Origin of the sequence: Microbacterium sp. LMI13-1-1.1 (assembly GCF_040815625.1) — a bacterium.
In the GTDB taxonomy this organism is placed as follows: Bacteria; Actinomycetota; Actinomycetes; order Actinomycetales; family Microbacteriaceae; genus Microbacterium; species Microbacterium forte.
The window spans coordinates 1,351,490-1,365,337 of sequence record NZ_JBFPNL010000005.1; the positions used below are offsets into that span (position 1 = coordinate 1,351,490).

Here is a 13,848-nt window from a genome sequence, read left to right on the forward strand (position 1 = left end):
CTTACCGAATGATCGGTCAGTAATTGACGAGAGTAGCGCACGCCGACCCGCGGCCCAAGCGCTGCGCCCATGGCGGCGCAGGAGTGCGACGTGCGCGGCCTTCACACCCGCCCGAATGCACGCAGCGGATGCTCGATGAGCTCGGTGACTCGACGCAGGAAGCCGGCGGCGTATCCGCCGTCGCACACCCGGTGGTCGAACACCAGCGAGATCTGCACGATGCGGCGGGGGACGATCTGCCCGTCGATCACCCACGGCCGCTCGATGATGCGACCGATTCCGAGGATCGCGACGTCGGGGTGGTTGATGATCGCGGCTGAGCCGTCGACCCCGAGCCCGCCGTAGTTGTTCAGGGTGAACGTCGATCCGCGCAGGCGCTCGGGCGGCATCGACCCGGAGCGGGCTGCAGTCGTCAGATCGCGCAGCGCCGCGTCGAGCTGCTCGACGGAGAGCTCGTGGGCGTGGGGGATGACCGGAACGACGAGCCCGCGTGCGGTGTCGGCGGCGACGCCGAGATTGACGCCCTCGAACGAGATGAGCTCTGAGGCATCGTCGCTCAATCGAGATGCCAGCACCGGATGATCCTCCAGGGCGAGCAGCACGAAGCGCGCGATGAGGGCTGTGAGCGAGGGGGCTCTGCCGCCCTCGGGAGCCATGCCGGCGCGCAGCGTCCACAGCTCGGTGGCGTCGACGTCGACCCACACGGTCGCCTCGGGGATCTCGGAGCGGCTGCGGCTGAGCTTCGCGCTCACGGCGCGGCGCAGAGCCGACAGACGCTCGCGCGAGACCACAGCGAGGCCGTCCAGGCTCTGCCCGCTCGTGCTGCGATGCTGTGCGGCTGCGCCGTCGACGGCATCGTCGACGGCCGCGGCCAGGACGTCGGCGCGGGTGATCGAGCCGTCGTGTCCGGTCGGGGTGATCTCGTGCACGTCGAGCCCGAGATCTCGCGCCAGGCGTCGGACGAGCGGTGAGCGCACGGCCACCGTGCGCCGCGGGGCGGTCGTCGGCGGGGCGGGAACGCCAGGCTCCGTCGGCGTCGGCTCGGGCAGCGTCGCTTCTGCCGAGGGAGCGGCATCACGGACGCCCGACGTCGGGACCACGGTCGCCCGCGCACGACGACGACCGGTCGTCACGCGGTCGGAGGTGCCGTAGCCGATCAGGACGTTGCCCGAGCCCGCCCGCTCCTCTTCTCGGTAGGCCGCGTGCTCTGCGGCATCCGACCCGTTCGGTGCGCCCGAGTCGGTCGTGCTCGCCGGCTGCGTCGCATCGGAGACCTCGAGAACCGGGGCGCCGACGTCGATCGTCTCGCCAGGCTCTCCGTGCAGGGCGGTCACGACTCCCGCGAAGGGGGAGGGCAGCTCGACGATGCTCTTGGCCGTCTCGACCTCGGCGATCGCCTGGTCGGTGACGATGGTGTCGCCGACCGCGACCAGCCACTGCACGAGGCCCGCCTCGGTCAGGCCCTCGCCGAGATCGGGGAGCCGGAAGACGCGGGTGGTGAGTGCGGTCATGACGCGTCCTCCCAGTGCAGCGAGTCGATCGCGTCGAGGACGCGGTCGACATCGGGCAGGTACCAGTGCTCGAGCTTCGGCGGCGCATACGGGGTGTCGAAACCGGTGACACGTCGCACCGGCGCCTCCAGATATTCGAAGCAGCGCTCGAACACCCGTGCCTGGATCTCGGAGGCGACGCTGGCGAAACCAGGGGCCTCGGCGATCACGACCGCTCGTCCGGTCGCACGCACGGCGGCCATCACCGTCTCGTCATCGAAGGGAGACAACGAGCGGATGTCGATGACCTGCACGCTGCGCCCCTCGGATGCCGCGACGTCTGCCGCCTCGAGAGCGAGCGGCACCGAGGCGCCATAGGCGATCAGGGTGACATCCGTCCCCTCCCGCGCGACCCTGGCGGTGCCGATCTCGGCGACCACCGAGGTGTCGACCTCGCCCTTCGTCCAATACAGCTTCTTCGGTTCGAGGAAGATCACCGGGTCGGGCGAGGCGATCGCCGCTCGCAGCATCGAGTACGCGTCCTGCGGCGTCGACGGACTCACGACCGTGAGCCCGGGGGTGTGGGCGTAATACGCCTCGGACGAGTCGCAGTGGTGCTCGACTCCTCCGATGCCGCCGCCGAACGGGATGCGGATCACGAGCGGCATCCGCACGGCGCCGCGCGTGCGGTTGCCGAGCTTCGCGACGTGGCTGACGATCTGCTCGAACGCGGGAAGCGCGAAGGCGTCGAACTGCAGCTCGACGACGGGCCTCATGCCGTTCATCGCCATGCCGACGGCTGTGCCGACGATGCCGGATTCGGCGAGCGGGGTGTCGAAGCAGCGATCCTCGCCGAACCGCGCGGTGAGCCCGTCGGTGATCCGGAAGACGCCTCCGAGCGCGCCGACGTCTTCGCCGAACACCACGACCTCCGGATCGCTCTCGATCGCGTCCGCGAGGGCGAGATTCAGAGCGGCGGCCATGCTCATGGTCGATACGGCCGCGACACGCATGTCGACGCGGACGTCGTCGTGGGCGATGGTCATCGTGCACCTCCTGCGGGTTCGTGCGTGCGCTCGATCTCGCCCCTCAGCAGGTGCCACTGTTCTTCTCGCTGCGGCGAGCGAGACTCGGTGACGAAGCGGAAGAGGTCTTCGGGGTCGATGTCGGCATCCGTGTTGAGTGCCTCCCGCATCGCCGCAGCCGTCTGCTCGGCTCCGTCGGCGTACTCCGCCTCGAGCTCTTCCGTGAGCGCGCCCGTGCCGGTGAGGTACGTGCGCAGACGTGTCAGCGGATCACGCGCGACCCACGCCTGGACCTCCGCGCGCTCGCGATAGCGGGTGTCATCGTCGGCGTTCGTGTGCGCCTGCATCCGGTAGGTGTGCGCTTCGATGAGCGTCGGTCCGCCGCCGGCGCGCGCCCGATCGACCGCATCGCCGAGCACTGCCAGCACTGCGGCGACGTCGTTGCCGTCCAGGCGTTGCCCCGGCATCCCGTAGCCGATCGCCTTGTGAGCGAGGGAGGGCGCCGCGGTCTGACGACTGAGCGGCACGGAGATCGCGAACTCGTTGTTCTGCACGAAGAAGACGACGGGCACGTGGAAGACCGCGGCGAAGTTCATGGCCTCATGGAAGTCGCCCTCGCTGGTCGCGCCGTCACCGCACAGGGCCACGACCACGGTGCTCTCGCCGCGCCTCTTCGCGGCATACGCGAAGCCGACCGCGTGCAGGAGCTGCGTGGCGAGGGGAGTCGCCTGAGGAGCGACGTGGTGCGCCCGCACGTCGTAGCCCGAATGCCAGTCGCCCTTGAGGAGCACCATCGCGTCGGCCGGGGCGACGCCCCGCGCGACGACCGCCACCGAGTCGCGGTACGTGGGGAAGAGCCAGTCGTCATCGGCGAGAGCGAGAGCGACGCCGATCTGGCAGGCCTCCTGACCGTGCGACGACGGGTAGACCGCCAGGCGACCCTGCCGCACGAGAGCGCTGGCCTGGTCGTTGATGCGTCGACCCTCGACGAGACCCCGATAGGCGGCGAGCAGGGCGTCGGCGTCCGGCAGCGCGTAGCGCTCGTCCTCGATGACCCTGCCGTCTGCATCGATGAGCTGGACCGCTGTGTCGCGCGGCAGCAGATGTGCATGTTCCATCCGTTCGCCCTCCTTGCCGAACCCGATGAGGACAGCATGCGCCTCGGGAGACAGTCGTCCAAGAACAATCGACGGATCGTGGACGATTGCCGTCGGGTTGCCCATCCGTACGACGAAATGTCAGAATTCAGGCACGGACGAAGGGGTTCCATGATCACGCTCGACGAGACCGACCACGCGATCCTCGCGGAGCTGAGGGCCGATGCGCGTGCGTCCATGACCGCCATCGCCGAAGCGGTGCACATCTCGAGGGCGGGCGCGCATGCGCGGATCAAGCGCCTCACCGATGCGGGCATCATCACCGGATACTCGGTGCGCACGGATCCGGTGCTGCTCGGCCACCACGCCAGCGCATACGTGACGCTCGCGATCGAGCAGGCGACGTGGCAGGAGGTCAGCGCCCGGCTCCGCGCCATCCCCGAGATCGAGCACATGGCACTCGTCGGCGGAGACTTCGACGTGATCCTGCTCGTCCGAGCGAGCGACGCGCGCGACCTCCGTCGGATCGTGCTGGAGGACATCCAGGCGATCCCGTCGATCAGGTCCACCCGCACCACCCTCATCTTCGAGGACTTCACCCTCGTCTGATCCGGTGTCCGAGCGGGGGACGCCGAGGTCATCCCTTCGCACTCGGACATCTGCGGCGCACTCCTCGACAAGTGGGCCGCCCGACGGCGTCCGACAATGAGACCACCGCCAGTTCCTTGGCACGCGTCCCGCTCGAAGGAGAGTCCCGATGTCCGAATCCGCCGCATCCGCAGCCACCGCGCTGCTCGACCGCATCCAGGCGCCGGAGGGCGCCGGACGAGACATCCCGGATGCCGCCACACGTGACGTCATCGGTCGTGCCCCCGAGCATTCGGCCGGTGACCTCGACGAGGCGATCGCGCGGGCGCGGGCCGCGCAGCCCGGCTGGGAGTCCCTCGGGCACGCGAAGCGCAGCGAGCTGCTGATCGCCGCCGCCGATGCGATCGACGCGAACGCCGAAGCGCTCGCGCACCTCCTCTCGCGCGAACAGGGCAAGCCGCTGAACGGCCCCAACGCGCGCTTCGAGCTGGGTGCGTGCTCGGCGTGGCTGCGCACCAACGCGACGATCCCGATCGAGTCGCAGGTGCTCGTCGATGACGAGACCCTGCATGCCGAGCTCGTCTACAAGGCCGCCGGGGTCGTGGGCGCGATCGGTCCGTGGAACTGGCCGCTGATGATCACCGTCTGGCAGATCGGTCCGTCGCTGCGGATGGGCAACACCGTCGTCGCGAAGCCCAGCGAGTACACGCCCCTGAGCGTGCTCGCGATGCTGGCGGTGATGAACGACGTGCTGCCGGCCGACGTGCTCATCGGCGTCTCCGGCGACCGCGAGGTCGGCGCCCGCCTCGCCTCGCACCCCGACATCGACAAGATCATGTTCACCGGATCGACAGCCACCGGGCGCCGCATCATCGAGAGCTCGGCCGGCAACCTCGCCCGCCTCACCCTCGAGCTCGGGGGCAACGATGCAGGCATCGTGCTGCCCGGCACCGAGGTGTCGGCGATCGCCCAGGATCTCTTCTGGGGGGCGTTCATCAACACCGGTCAGACGTGCGCGGCGATGAAGCGCCTCTACGTGCACGACTCGGTCTACGACGAGGTCGTCGGCGCGCTCGCCGAGATCGCGGCATCCGTGCCGATGGGCAACGGGCTCGACGAGAACAACGTGCTGGGTCCGCTGCAGAATCGCGCCCAGTTCGACATCGTGTCGAGGCTGGTGGAGGACGCGAAGGGCCGCGGCGCCCGTGTCGTCACCGGCGGCGAGGCGGCGCCCGAACTCGGCGAGCTGTTCTACCGGCCCACGATCGTCGCCGACATCGACAACGACGCGGCCCTCGTGCAGGAGGAGCAGTTCGGACCCGCGCTTCCCGTGATCAGGTACAGCGACGTCGACGAGGCGTTCGCCTTCGCCAACTCGGTCGACGTCGGTCTCGGCGCATCGGTCTGGGCGAGCGACCCCGAAGCCGCTCGCGAGGCGGCGACGCGCATGGAGTCGGGCACGGTGTGGATCAACTCGCACGGCGGGCTGCATCCCATGGTGCCGTTCGGCGGGGTGAAGAGCTCGGGCTACGGCCTCGAGTTCGGCGTCGAGGGGCTCAAGTCCGTCGCCGTGACCCAGGTCGTCTCGGGTCCGGGGCGGAAGGCTCAGGCATGAAGTCCGCGATCGTCGTCGGGGCAGGGACCTCGGGAGCGATCGTCGCACGACGGCTGGTGGATGCGGGAGTCGAGGTCACGCTGATCGAGGCCGGAGGGTACGACTCGAACCCCGCGATCCACGACCCGTCGAGGGCGGGGGAGCTCTGGCACTCGGCCGACGACTGGGACTTCTTCACCGTGCCGCAGGAGCACGCCGGCGGTCGCCGGCTGCATCTTCCGCGCGGAAAGGTCACCGGTGGGTCTCACGCGCTCAACGCCATGATCTGGGTGCGCGGCGCGGCCTCCGACTACGACGCATGGGAGCGCGCGGGCGCGACCGGGTGGGGGTGGAGCACCGTCGAACCCGTCTTCGACGCGCTCGAGCACGACGTGCTGCCCGTCACCGACGACTACGAGCTCTCGCCGATCCAGGCGTCGATCATCGACGCGGCGGTTGAAGAAGGGCTGCCCCGCAATCCCGACTACAACGGCGGCACCCTCGACGGTGTCTCGCAGCAGCAGGTGACCATCCGCGACGGGCGCCGGGTGAACACGTGGATGGCCTACGCCCAGCCCGTCGCCGACAGGCTCACGATCCTCACCGGACGCGAGGTGCATTCGGTGATCGTCGAGGAGGGTCGTGCCGTCGGCGTCCGGCTCGGATCCGGGGTCGACTCCGAGGATGTCTTCGCCGACGAGGTCGTGCTGTCCGCCGGTGCGATCGGATCGCCCGTGATCCTCCTCCGCTCCGGCATCGGCCCCGCCGACGAGCTCGCAGCCCTCGGCATCCCGGTCGTGGTCGATGCGCCCGGCGTGGGCAGGAACCTGCACGACCACCTGCTCTCTCCGGTCATCTTCACGACGGAGCGGCCGGTGGGGCCGCCGCAGCCCGGCGTCTCGGTCACCCAGTCGCACCTCTTCTGGCGCAGTCACGACGACCTCGCAGAGCCCGACACGCAGCCGATCCACTTCTCGGTGCCGATGTGGGGCGACCTCGAACCTCGCGGAGACGACGGATTCACGCTCATGGCAGGCCTCGTGACGCCGCACAGCCGGGGCACGCTCACCCTGTCTGGTCCCGACCTCGCCGACCCTCCGCTGATCGACCTCGCTGCGCTCGCGGACGAGAGGGATGTCGCCTCGCTCGCGGCATCCGTGCGTCAGTGCCGTCGGATCGGCGGGCAGCCGGCGCTCGCCGACGCGTGGGGAGCGACCGAGGTGTATCCGGGCCCCGACGTGCCGGACGAGGGGATCGAGGACTGGGTGCGGCGCACCGCCATCACCTACCACCACCAGGTGGGCACCTGCCGGATGGGGTCGGATGCCGACGCGGTCGTCGATCCACTGCTGCGCGTCCGCGGCCTCGAGGGGCTGAGTGTGATCGATGCCTCGGTGATCCCGACCGTTCCGACGGGCAACACCAATGCGCCCGCCGCGATGATCGGCGAGCTCGGGGCGAGGTTGCTGCTCGGACGCTGACGGCGGTGCACGCGCGAAGAGCCCCCTCCTGCGAAGTGCGGGAGGGGGCTTCGGCGTCTCGTCGGGCGTGCGTGTCTGTCAGCGCGCGGTGTAGACCTCGCGACCGGCGAACCACGTCGAGCGCACCGGGGTGTGCACGATCTCGTCGGCGGGGCCGGCGATCGCATCACGGGCCAGCACGACGAAGTCCGCGGACTTGCCCGGCACGAGCGACCCGGTCTCCGATCCGAGCCCCATCGCGGTCGCGGCGTTGATCGTGAAGACCTCCAGCGCTTCTTCGGCGGTGATCGCCTGCTCGGGCCAGAGAACGCCGGGTGCGCGACCGAGGGGGTCGGCGCGCGTCACGAGTCCCTGCAGTCCTTCGAGCGTGTTCGGAGACTCGCTCACCGGCCAGTCGGAACCGCCGGCGACCAGCGCTCCTGCATCGATCAGGGCGCGGTTGGGCTGCGAATGCTCGGCTCGATCACCGAGCACCTCGGCCAGCGCCTGAGGGATCACGCCGGGGAACCAGATGAACGGCGAGATGTCGGCCGATACATCGAGGGCTCGCAACCGGGGGATGTCGTCCGCGGCGAGGAACTGGCCGTGCGCGATCTGGATCGGGGTGGTGAAGCCGTCGGCGCGGATGCGTGCGGCGACGTCCAGCACGAGTCGTGCCGACCCGTCACCCGTGCAGTGCACCTTGGCGCCGAGTCCGCGCTCCGCGACCGAGCGCAGCCATGTGTGCAGCTCATCGAAGTCCATCGCCGTCTCGCCGTGGAAGTGGGCGCCGTGCACGGCATCCGCCACGTACGGTTCGAGGAACGACGCCGTTCGCGCGGGAGGCACCCCGTCGAGGAAGATCTTCACGAAGTCCGGTCGATGGTGCGGAGTCCGGTACTGCTCGCCGAGGTCGATTAGCGCCGCGCCGATCGGATCGAACCCGAAGATCTCGTCGTTGATCAGCAGCGACGACACGACCCAGGCGCTGAGCTCCTGAGACCGGTCGAGTGCCGCGAGCGCGGCGAGGATGTCTGTCGACACCCCGGCATCCTGGAACGTCGTGATGCCGAAGGAGTTTAGGATCTCGACGCCGCGGCGCGACGCCGCGATGTGCTGCTCGGACGTCAGCCCGCCACTGCGGTCGTAGGCCTCCTGCACCGGGATGCCCGCGGCCTCGAGCAGCACACCGGTCGGTGTCCCGTCCTCGGGATCGAGCAGAGTGACGCCGCCGGAGGGGATGCCGTCGGCGGTGATTCCGGCGAGCTGGAGTGCCCGGGTGCTCGCCCACCTGTTGTGCCTCGAGTCCTCGACCAGCACCACCGGTCGCCCTCCGGCCGCCTCATCGAGACGTTGCCTGGTCGCGGTGCTGGCGAGGGTCGGCAGCAGCGTGGTCGACACCGGGCCGCCCACGATCCACGCGTCAGGCGGCAGCGTCTGCGCCTTGTCGCGCACGAGGTCGAGGATGTCGTCGAGAGCGAGCGACGGCGGCAGCGAGAGCTCGAACAGCTCGGTGCGGCCGGCCATGGCGTGATGGTTGTGCACATCGACGAAACCGGGGTAGACCGCGGCGTCGCCGACGTCCAGCATCCGCGTGTCCGGCCCGCGGTGCGCCTGCATCTCGGCCCTGGTCCCGACGTCGAGGATCCGGCCGTCGCGCACGGCGAACGCCTCGACGACCGGCTTCCGGCGATCCGCCGTGCGGATCACGGAGCCCGTGACGATCAGTTCGGCCGACACCATCTCAGACGGCTCCGAACAGGGCGGGTTCGAGACCCTCTGCGTGATGCGTCGTCGAGAGCAGCCTGCCGTGCGCGCCGAACGTGAAGTGCGTCGGCACCTCGCCCGACTCGTCGAGTCCGAACAGCACGCCGTGCGAGCGGATCGCGTTCACATCGCGGTGGTCGGCGATCGTGACGGACGCGCACGGGATGACCTTCTCGCGCCACGCGAAGATGTAGATGCCGGGGCGCACCTCCCAGACGCTGTTCTCGTCGGTGTCGGCGAGGCCTCGTTCGGGGCCGGCGAGGCACTGCCACGAGTACCAGCGCTCCGAGAGGTAGACGTGCTCGTATGCGTGCTCCTCGCTGTAGACCCACTCGACCCGCCGCCCGATGAGAGTCGTCGCCGGGGCGGGCTCGGCGCCCGTCACGGTCGCGCCTTCGATGATGCTCGGCGCGAACACGTGCTGCACGCGGGTGCGCCCCTGTTCCGGCGCAGGCAGGATCACCGAGATGACGGCGAGGGCGCGCCCGTGGCGGAGGTCGACGACGAGCGACACGGCCTCGTTCGGCAGGTACCTGTGGTGGAACTGCACGAAGTACAGGTCGTCATCGGCCTCGAAGGCCTCGTAGTCGTCGGTGTCGGATGCCGGCGCTGTCGAATCCTCGGCACCGGGGCGGTAGTCCCACGTGACCGTGGTGTCGGCGAATCGGTGCGAGATGCGGGTTCCGCGCGCATCCACGACCGTGATCTCCCGACCGCTCAGCGCGGTCGTGTGCGGGGCCTTGTTGGCGTCGAACCCGGGGGCGAGGCCCTCGAGCGGAAGCCAGGTGGACGTGTCGGCGGGGTTCAGAGTCGTCATGTCTCTCCTCGAGATGGGGTGCGGGTCGGGTGAGCGTCAGCGGTCGCTGAATCGCTCGAGGTCGGATGCGAGGCCTTCGTACACGGCGGGCCTCGAGCGCTTCAGATAGGCGCCGTAGACGATGCCGCCGATGAGAGCCACCACGAGCAGCAGCGGCATGAGGCGGATGGCGAGCTCTTCGGATCCGGCGACGATGTTGAAGTTCACGATCGCGAGCACCGAGATCGCGGCGATGCCGAGGAATCCGATGCCCGGAGCGATGAACGTGCTCCACCACCTCGGGTCACGGGAGCGACGGAAGTACACGACGATCGAGATCGCTGCGAGTCCCTGCAGGATCAACACGCTCAGGGTGCCGAATCCGAGCATCGCCGGCACCAGGGTGAGGATCGGGTCGGCACCGGCGATCGCGAAGATGATCGCCACGATCGCGGCGAATGAGGCCTGCACGATCCCCGCGAGCTGCGGGGCGCCGTTGCGTCGCGTGCGGGCCAGTGCATGCGGAAGGATCCGCGAGCGCCCGAGCGAGTAGAGGTAGCGCGTGGCGGAGTTGTGGAACGCGAGCATCGCCGCGAACAGGCTGACGAGCAGCAGGATCATCATCACCGTGGTCAGCGGACCGCCGAGGTACTGCTGCGAGAGGGTGAAGATGAGGTCGCCCGTCGGCAGGTGCTCGAGAGCCGTGGCCTGTGCCTGCGCGACGCCGGTCGCGCTCACGACGGCCCACGTGGTGACGCCCAGGATCACGCCGATCGCGATGATCGAGGTGTAGGTCGCGCGCGGGATGGTGCGCAGCGGCTGCTTCGCCTCCTCGCTGAACAGGGCGGTCGCCTCGAAACCGAGGAAGCCCGTCGCGGCCAGGAGCAGGCCGATCGGCAGGGAGCCCGAGAACACGGCTTCGGGGCTGAAGGCGGCCACGTCGTATCCCGTCTGCACGAGCACCGAGACGTCGAAGACCACGAGCATCAGCACCTCGAGCACGAGGCACACCCCGAGGATCTTGGAGCTGAAGTCGACGCCGACCCTCGCCAGCACGAAGCAGACGACGATCGACAGCAGACCCCAGATCAGCCAGTGCACGTCGAGGCCCGTGAGGTCACGGATGATGTTCTGCATGAAGAAGCCGCTGGTGCCGATCGTTCCGACCACGAAGAAGTTGTAGCCGAGCGTGGCGATGAGGCCCGCGACGAGACCGCCCGTGCGGCCGAGGCCCTTCACGACGAAGGCATAGAAGCCGCCGGCGTTCACGAGCTGTTTCGACATCTGCGCGTATCCCACGGCGAACAGCAGCAGGATCGCGGCGACCAGGAAGAAGGCCATCGGTGTGCCGCCACCGTTTCCGAGGGCGATCGCCAGGGAGGCGACGACCACGATGCCCGTCAGCGGTGCGACGGCGGCGAGCACGAGGAAGACGATCCCGGCGACGCCGAGCGCACCGGGTCGAAGAGAGGTGTGGTCCTGCTGCGTCGTGGACGCAGATATCGGGTCTGCCACGTCGGCTCCTTTGCTGGGTGACGGCCGTGTCGAACGGCATCGAGGATGAGGGGGATCGTCGATAGAGCGAGTCTGCTCGCGCCGCGAGTCCGGCGGTTGACCCTGAGCGAAGGACGATGGTGCCAGCGCGCACAGCCGTCCTTGCCGTGTTCCCGGCGTGCGCACGGCGGAGCAGGATGACCGTGATGACACCGCCGTCCTTGAGGAGCGCCGCCCGGCGCTGCCGCGGAGTCTCGGGGAGATCATGGATCTGCAGCTGAGCGGCACGACCGCGCTGATCACGGGAGCAGCGAGCGGCATCGGGCGTGCGACGGCGCTCGCGCTCGCCGCGGAAGGGGTGCGTGTGGCCCTGCTCGATCGCGACGGTGCTGCGCTCGCTGAGACGGCACGCGGATGCCGTGACGCCGTGGTGCGTGTGGCTGATGTCACCGACCAGGCACAGGTGGCGGATGCGGTCTCGACCTCCGTCGAAGAGCTCGGTGGGTTGGATGCTGTCGTCTGCTGCGCTGGGATCTCGGGCCCGGTCGGGTCGCCCATCGATGAGATCTCGCTGCTCGAGTGGAACACGGTGTTCGCCGTCAACGTCACGGGCGCGTTCCTCGTGCTGGCGCAGACGCTTCCCGCGCTGCGTGCTTCGGCCGCCGCATCCGTCGTGCTGCTCGCGAGCGACTCCGCGTTCGTGTCATCGCCGGGCATGGCGCCGTACTGCGCGTCCAAAGCGGCGCTCGTGCAATTGGGCCGGTCGCTGTCGGTGGATCTCGCCCGAGACGGCATCAGAGTGAACACGGTGGCGCCGTCGATCGTCGACACGCCGATGAGTCGAGGCGACCTCGGCGCCGATGCGTTCGTCGATCCGTCGTTCGCGGTGCAGACGCCCGAAGACGTCGCCTCTCACGTGCTCTACCTCGTGTCACGACGCAGCGGAGCGATCAACGGCACGACGATCGTCAGCGACTTCGGGTATTCGGCCCGATCAGGATTCCCCGCCTGATGACCTCGGGGGCAGCGGATGGTGCGTGAGCGCGTGGACTTGCGCGTGAGCGCGTGAACTGCGCGGGAGCGCATCAGGAACAGGAGCAGACATGGGCATTGCAGTCGGATCGACGGTCTCGGGGCACGTCGTCGTCATCACCGGCGGCGGAACCGGCATCGGCGCGGCGGTCGCCGAGCGGTATGCCGCAGAGGGCGCTCACGTCGTCGTGGTCGGGCGGCGGCCTGAGCCGCTGCGCGCCGTGGCGGATGCGGTGGGCGCTCATCCGATCGTCGCGGACGCCGCCGACACCGCATCCGCGCAGGCTGCGGTGGCTGAGGTGCTCGCGACGTTCGGGCGGCTCGACGTGCTGGTCGCGAACGCCGGCGGACACGGGTTCTCACCCGTCGCCGACACCGACGACGACAGCTGGGATGCGGCGATCCGCGCCAACCTCACCACGGCGTTCGTCATGGCGCGGGAGGCATTGCCGTCGCTGATCGAGGCGAAGGGGCAGATCGTGATCGTGTCGTCGCTCGCCGGTCTCTTCGCTGGGCCGTCTGTGGCCGGATACACGGTGGGCAAGCACGCTCTGATCGGTCTGACACGGACCCTCGCCCGCGACTACGGACGACGGGGTGTGCGCGTGAACGCGGTGTGCCCCGGGTGGGTGCAGACGCCGATGGCGGACGACGAGATGGACGAGTTCGCCACGCAGGCGGGCCTCGGGTCGCGCGAGGAGGCATATGCGACCGTGACGGCGGACGTGCCGCTGCAGCGACCGGCTCGTCCCGCCGAGATCGCGTCGGTCGTGCGGTTCCTCGGGTCGGGGGAGTCGTCGTACGTCACGGGTGCCGTGATCGTGGCGGACGGCGGATCCCACGTGGTGGATGTGCCGACGATCGCGTTCGATCGGGCGGGGATGTAGGGAGCATCTTTTCGGTGCTCAGGGCAGGGCAGGGCAGGGCAGGGCTGGGCTGGGTTGGGTTGGGTTGGGTTGGGCTGGGCTGGGCCGGGCGGGGCAGGGCTGGGTTGGGCTGGGCTGGGCGGGGTTGGGCCGGGCCGGGCAGGGTTGGGTTGGGTTGGGTTGGGTTGGGTTGGACTGGGCAGGGCAGGGGAGGGCAGGGCAGGGTTGGGTTGGCCGCGCCATGTGGCGTCGTGCAATGCCGTGCAGTGTCGTGTCGTGCCGTGTCGTGCCGTGCGTGCCGACCGTGCCGAGCTGTGTCGGGCGAGCGGTGCTATGCCGCCCCCTGTCGTTGAGCAGCATCCCGGAAGATTGGAATTCCCTCCTGACCTAGGAAAAATTCGGGACTTTGCGGGTCTCGAATGTCGGTGGTCCCCGGTTGACTGGGGGGTATGAACAGCACCACGGAGCTTTTGGATCGGGTCGTCGCCGACCTGGATGCGGTGCTGTCCGACGACGCGCTGGCGGGGTTGTCGGATGCGGACCGGGTCGCGGTGTTGCAGGGCGCGGGGGCGGCGTTCCGGCGTGCCGAGGCGGTGATCGTGGAGACGATCGCGACGGGGGATCCGGGCGATTTTCCGC

12 protein-coding genes are annotated in these 13,848 nt (G+C 69.4%); 6 read left to right on the forward strand and 6 right to left on the reverse strand.

The window, feature by feature from the left end:
* Positions 1-101: 101 nt before the first annotated feature.
* Genes MRBLMI13_RS13255 through pdhA form a run of 3 tightly spaced genes read right to left on the reverse strand, consistent with a single transcriptional unit; the run spans position 102 to position 3,633 of the window.
* Entirely contained in the window at positions 102-1,511 is a 1,410-nt protein-coding gene (locus tag MRBLMI13_RS13255) for a dihydrolipoamide acetyltransferase family protein (RefSeq protein ID WP_367823059.1), read from the reverse strand.
* Positions 1,508-2,536 (reverse strand): alpha-ketoacid dehydrogenase subunit beta, encoded by a 1,029-nt coding sequence (locus tag MRBLMI13_RS13260; protein WP_311879555.1) that lies wholly within the window; start codon positions 2,534-2,536, stop codon positions 1,508-1,510. The genes MRBLMI13_RS13255 and MRBLMI13_RS13260 overlap by 4 nt, the downstream gene beginning before the upstream one ends.
* Positions 2,533-3,633 (reverse strand): pyruvate dehydrogenase (acetyl-transferring) E1 component subunit alpha, encoded by a 1,101-nt coding sequence (gene pdhA, locus MRBLMI13_RS13265; RefSeq protein WP_367823060.1) that lies wholly within the window; start codon positions 3,631-3,633, stop codon positions 2,533-2,535. Before pdhA ends, MRBLMI13_RS13260 begins: the two co-directional genes overlap by 4 nt.
* Positions 3,634-3,783: 150 nt before the next feature.
* Between pdhA and MRBLMI13_RS13270 the strand changes: the two genes are divergently transcribed.
* The 3 genes from MRBLMI13_RS13270 (at position 3,784) to MRBLMI13_RS13280 (ending at position 7,275) form a co-directional block, all read left to right on the forward strand.
* A complete protein-coding gene (locus MRBLMI13_RS13270; protein WP_042541627.1) occupies positions 3,784-4,221 on the forward strand; it encodes an Lrp/AsnC family transcriptional regulator in 438 nt (145 codons plus the stop codon).
* A gap of 148 nt (positions 4,222-4,369) precedes the next feature.
* Complete coding sequence (locus MRBLMI13_RS13275; protein ID WP_367823062.1) at positions 4,370-5,815, forward strand: aldehyde dehydrogenase family protein; 1,446 nt, start codon at positions 4,370-4,372, stop codon at positions 5,813-5,815.
* Positions 5,812-7,275 (forward strand): GMC family oxidoreductase, encoded by a 1,464-nt coding sequence (locus tag MRBLMI13_RS13280; RefSeq protein ID WP_367823064.1) that lies wholly within the window; start codon positions 5,812-5,814, stop codon positions 7,273-7,275. The genes MRBLMI13_RS13275 and MRBLMI13_RS13280 overlap by 4 nt, the downstream gene beginning before the upstream one ends.
* Positions 7,276-7,353: 78 nt before the next feature.
* On the opposite strand, the gene MRBLMI13_RS13285 is transcribed toward MRBLMI13_RS13280, so the two are convergent.
* From MRBLMI13_RS13285 to MRBLMI13_RS13295, 3 genes are read right to left on the reverse strand one after another with little or no spacing between them, the layout of a single operon-like run.
* Positions 7,354-8,997: an amidohydrolase gene (locus MRBLMI13_RS13285; protein ID WP_367823066.1), complete on the reverse strand. Its 1,644-nt coding sequence runs from the start codon at positions 8,995-8,997 to the stop codon at positions 7,354-7,356.
* Position 8,998: 1 nt separating this feature from the next.
* Positions 8,999-9,838: a molybdenum cofactor biosynthesis F family protein gene (locus tag MRBLMI13_RS13290; RefSeq protein ID WP_367823068.1), complete on the reverse strand. Its 840-nt coding sequence runs from the start codon at positions 9,836-9,838 to the stop codon at positions 8,999-9,001.
* Between the two features lie 36 nt (positions 9,839-9,874).
* A complete protein-coding gene (locus tag MRBLMI13_RS13295; RefSeq protein ID WP_367823070.1) occupies positions 9,875-11,332 on the reverse strand; it encodes an APC family permease in 1,458 nt (485 codons plus the stop codon).
* 244 nt (positions 11,333-11,576) lie between these two features.
* Here MRBLMI13_RS13295 and MRBLMI13_RS13300 point away from each other — a divergent pair, with 244 nt between their 5' ends.
* From MRBLMI13_RS13300 to MRBLMI13_RS13310, 3 genes are all read left to right on the forward strand, one after another.
* A complete protein-coding gene (locus tag MRBLMI13_RS13300; RefSeq protein WP_367823072.1) occupies positions 11,577-12,323 on the forward strand; it encodes an SDR family NAD(P)-dependent oxidoreductase in 747 nt (248 codons plus the stop codon).
* Between the two features lie 91 nt (positions 12,324-12,414).
* Complete coding sequence (locus tag MRBLMI13_RS13305; protein ID WP_042541621.1) at positions 12,415-13,230, forward strand: SDR family NAD(P)-dependent oxidoreductase; 816 nt, start codon at positions 12,415-12,417, stop codon at positions 13,228-13,230.
* A gap of 428 nt (positions 13,231-13,658) precedes the next feature.
* The coding region (locus MRBLMI13_RS13310) for a hypothetical protein (protein WP_367823075.1) at positions 13,659-13,848 on the forward strand (190 nt) is incomplete at its 3' end.

What these genes read in the sequence shown, in the direction of transcription:
- MRBLMI13_RS13255 (WP_367823059.1), bottom strand. Translation starts at nt 1,511, where the DNA reads ATGACCGCACTCACCACCCGCGTCTTCCGGCTCCCCGATCTCGGCGAG.
- MRBLMI13_RS13260 (WP_311879555.1), bottom strand. Translation starts at nt 2,536, where the DNA reads ATGACCATCGCCCACGACGACGTCCGCGTCGACATGCGTGTCGCGGCC.
- pdhA (WP_367823060.1), bottom strand. Translation starts at nt 3,633, where the DNA reads ATGGAACATGCACATCTGCTGCCGCGCGACACAGCGGTCCAGCTCATC.
- MRBLMI13_RS13270 (WP_042541627.1), top strand. Translation starts at nt 3,784, where the DNA reads ATGATCACGCTCGACGAGACCGACCACGCGATCCTCGCGGAGCTGAGG.
- MRBLMI13_RS13275 (WP_367823062.1), top strand. Translation starts at nt 4,370, where the DNA reads ATGTCCGAATCCGCCGCATCCGCAGCCACCGCGCTGCTCGACCGCATC.
- MRBLMI13_RS13280 (WP_367823064.1), top strand. Translation starts at nt 5,812, where the DNA reads ATGAAGTCCGCGATCGTCGTCGGGGCAGGGACCTCGGGAGCGATCGTC.
- MRBLMI13_RS13285 (WP_367823066.1), bottom strand. Translation starts at nt 8,997, where the DNA reads ATGGTGTCGGCCGAACTGATCGTCACGGGCTCCGTGATCCGCACGGCG.
- MRBLMI13_RS13290 (WP_367823068.1), bottom strand. Translation starts at nt 9,838, where the DNA reads ATGACGACTCTGAACCCCGCCGACACGTCCACCTGGCTTCCGCTCGAG.
- MRBLMI13_RS13300 (WP_367823072.1), top strand. Translation starts at nt 11,577, where the DNA reads ATGGATCTGCAGCTGAGCGGCACGACCGCGCTGATCACGGGAGCAGCG.
- MRBLMI13_RS13305 (WP_042541621.1), top strand. Translation starts at nt 12,415, where the DNA reads ATGGGCATTGCAGTCGGATCGACGGTCTCGGGGCACGTCGTCGTCATC.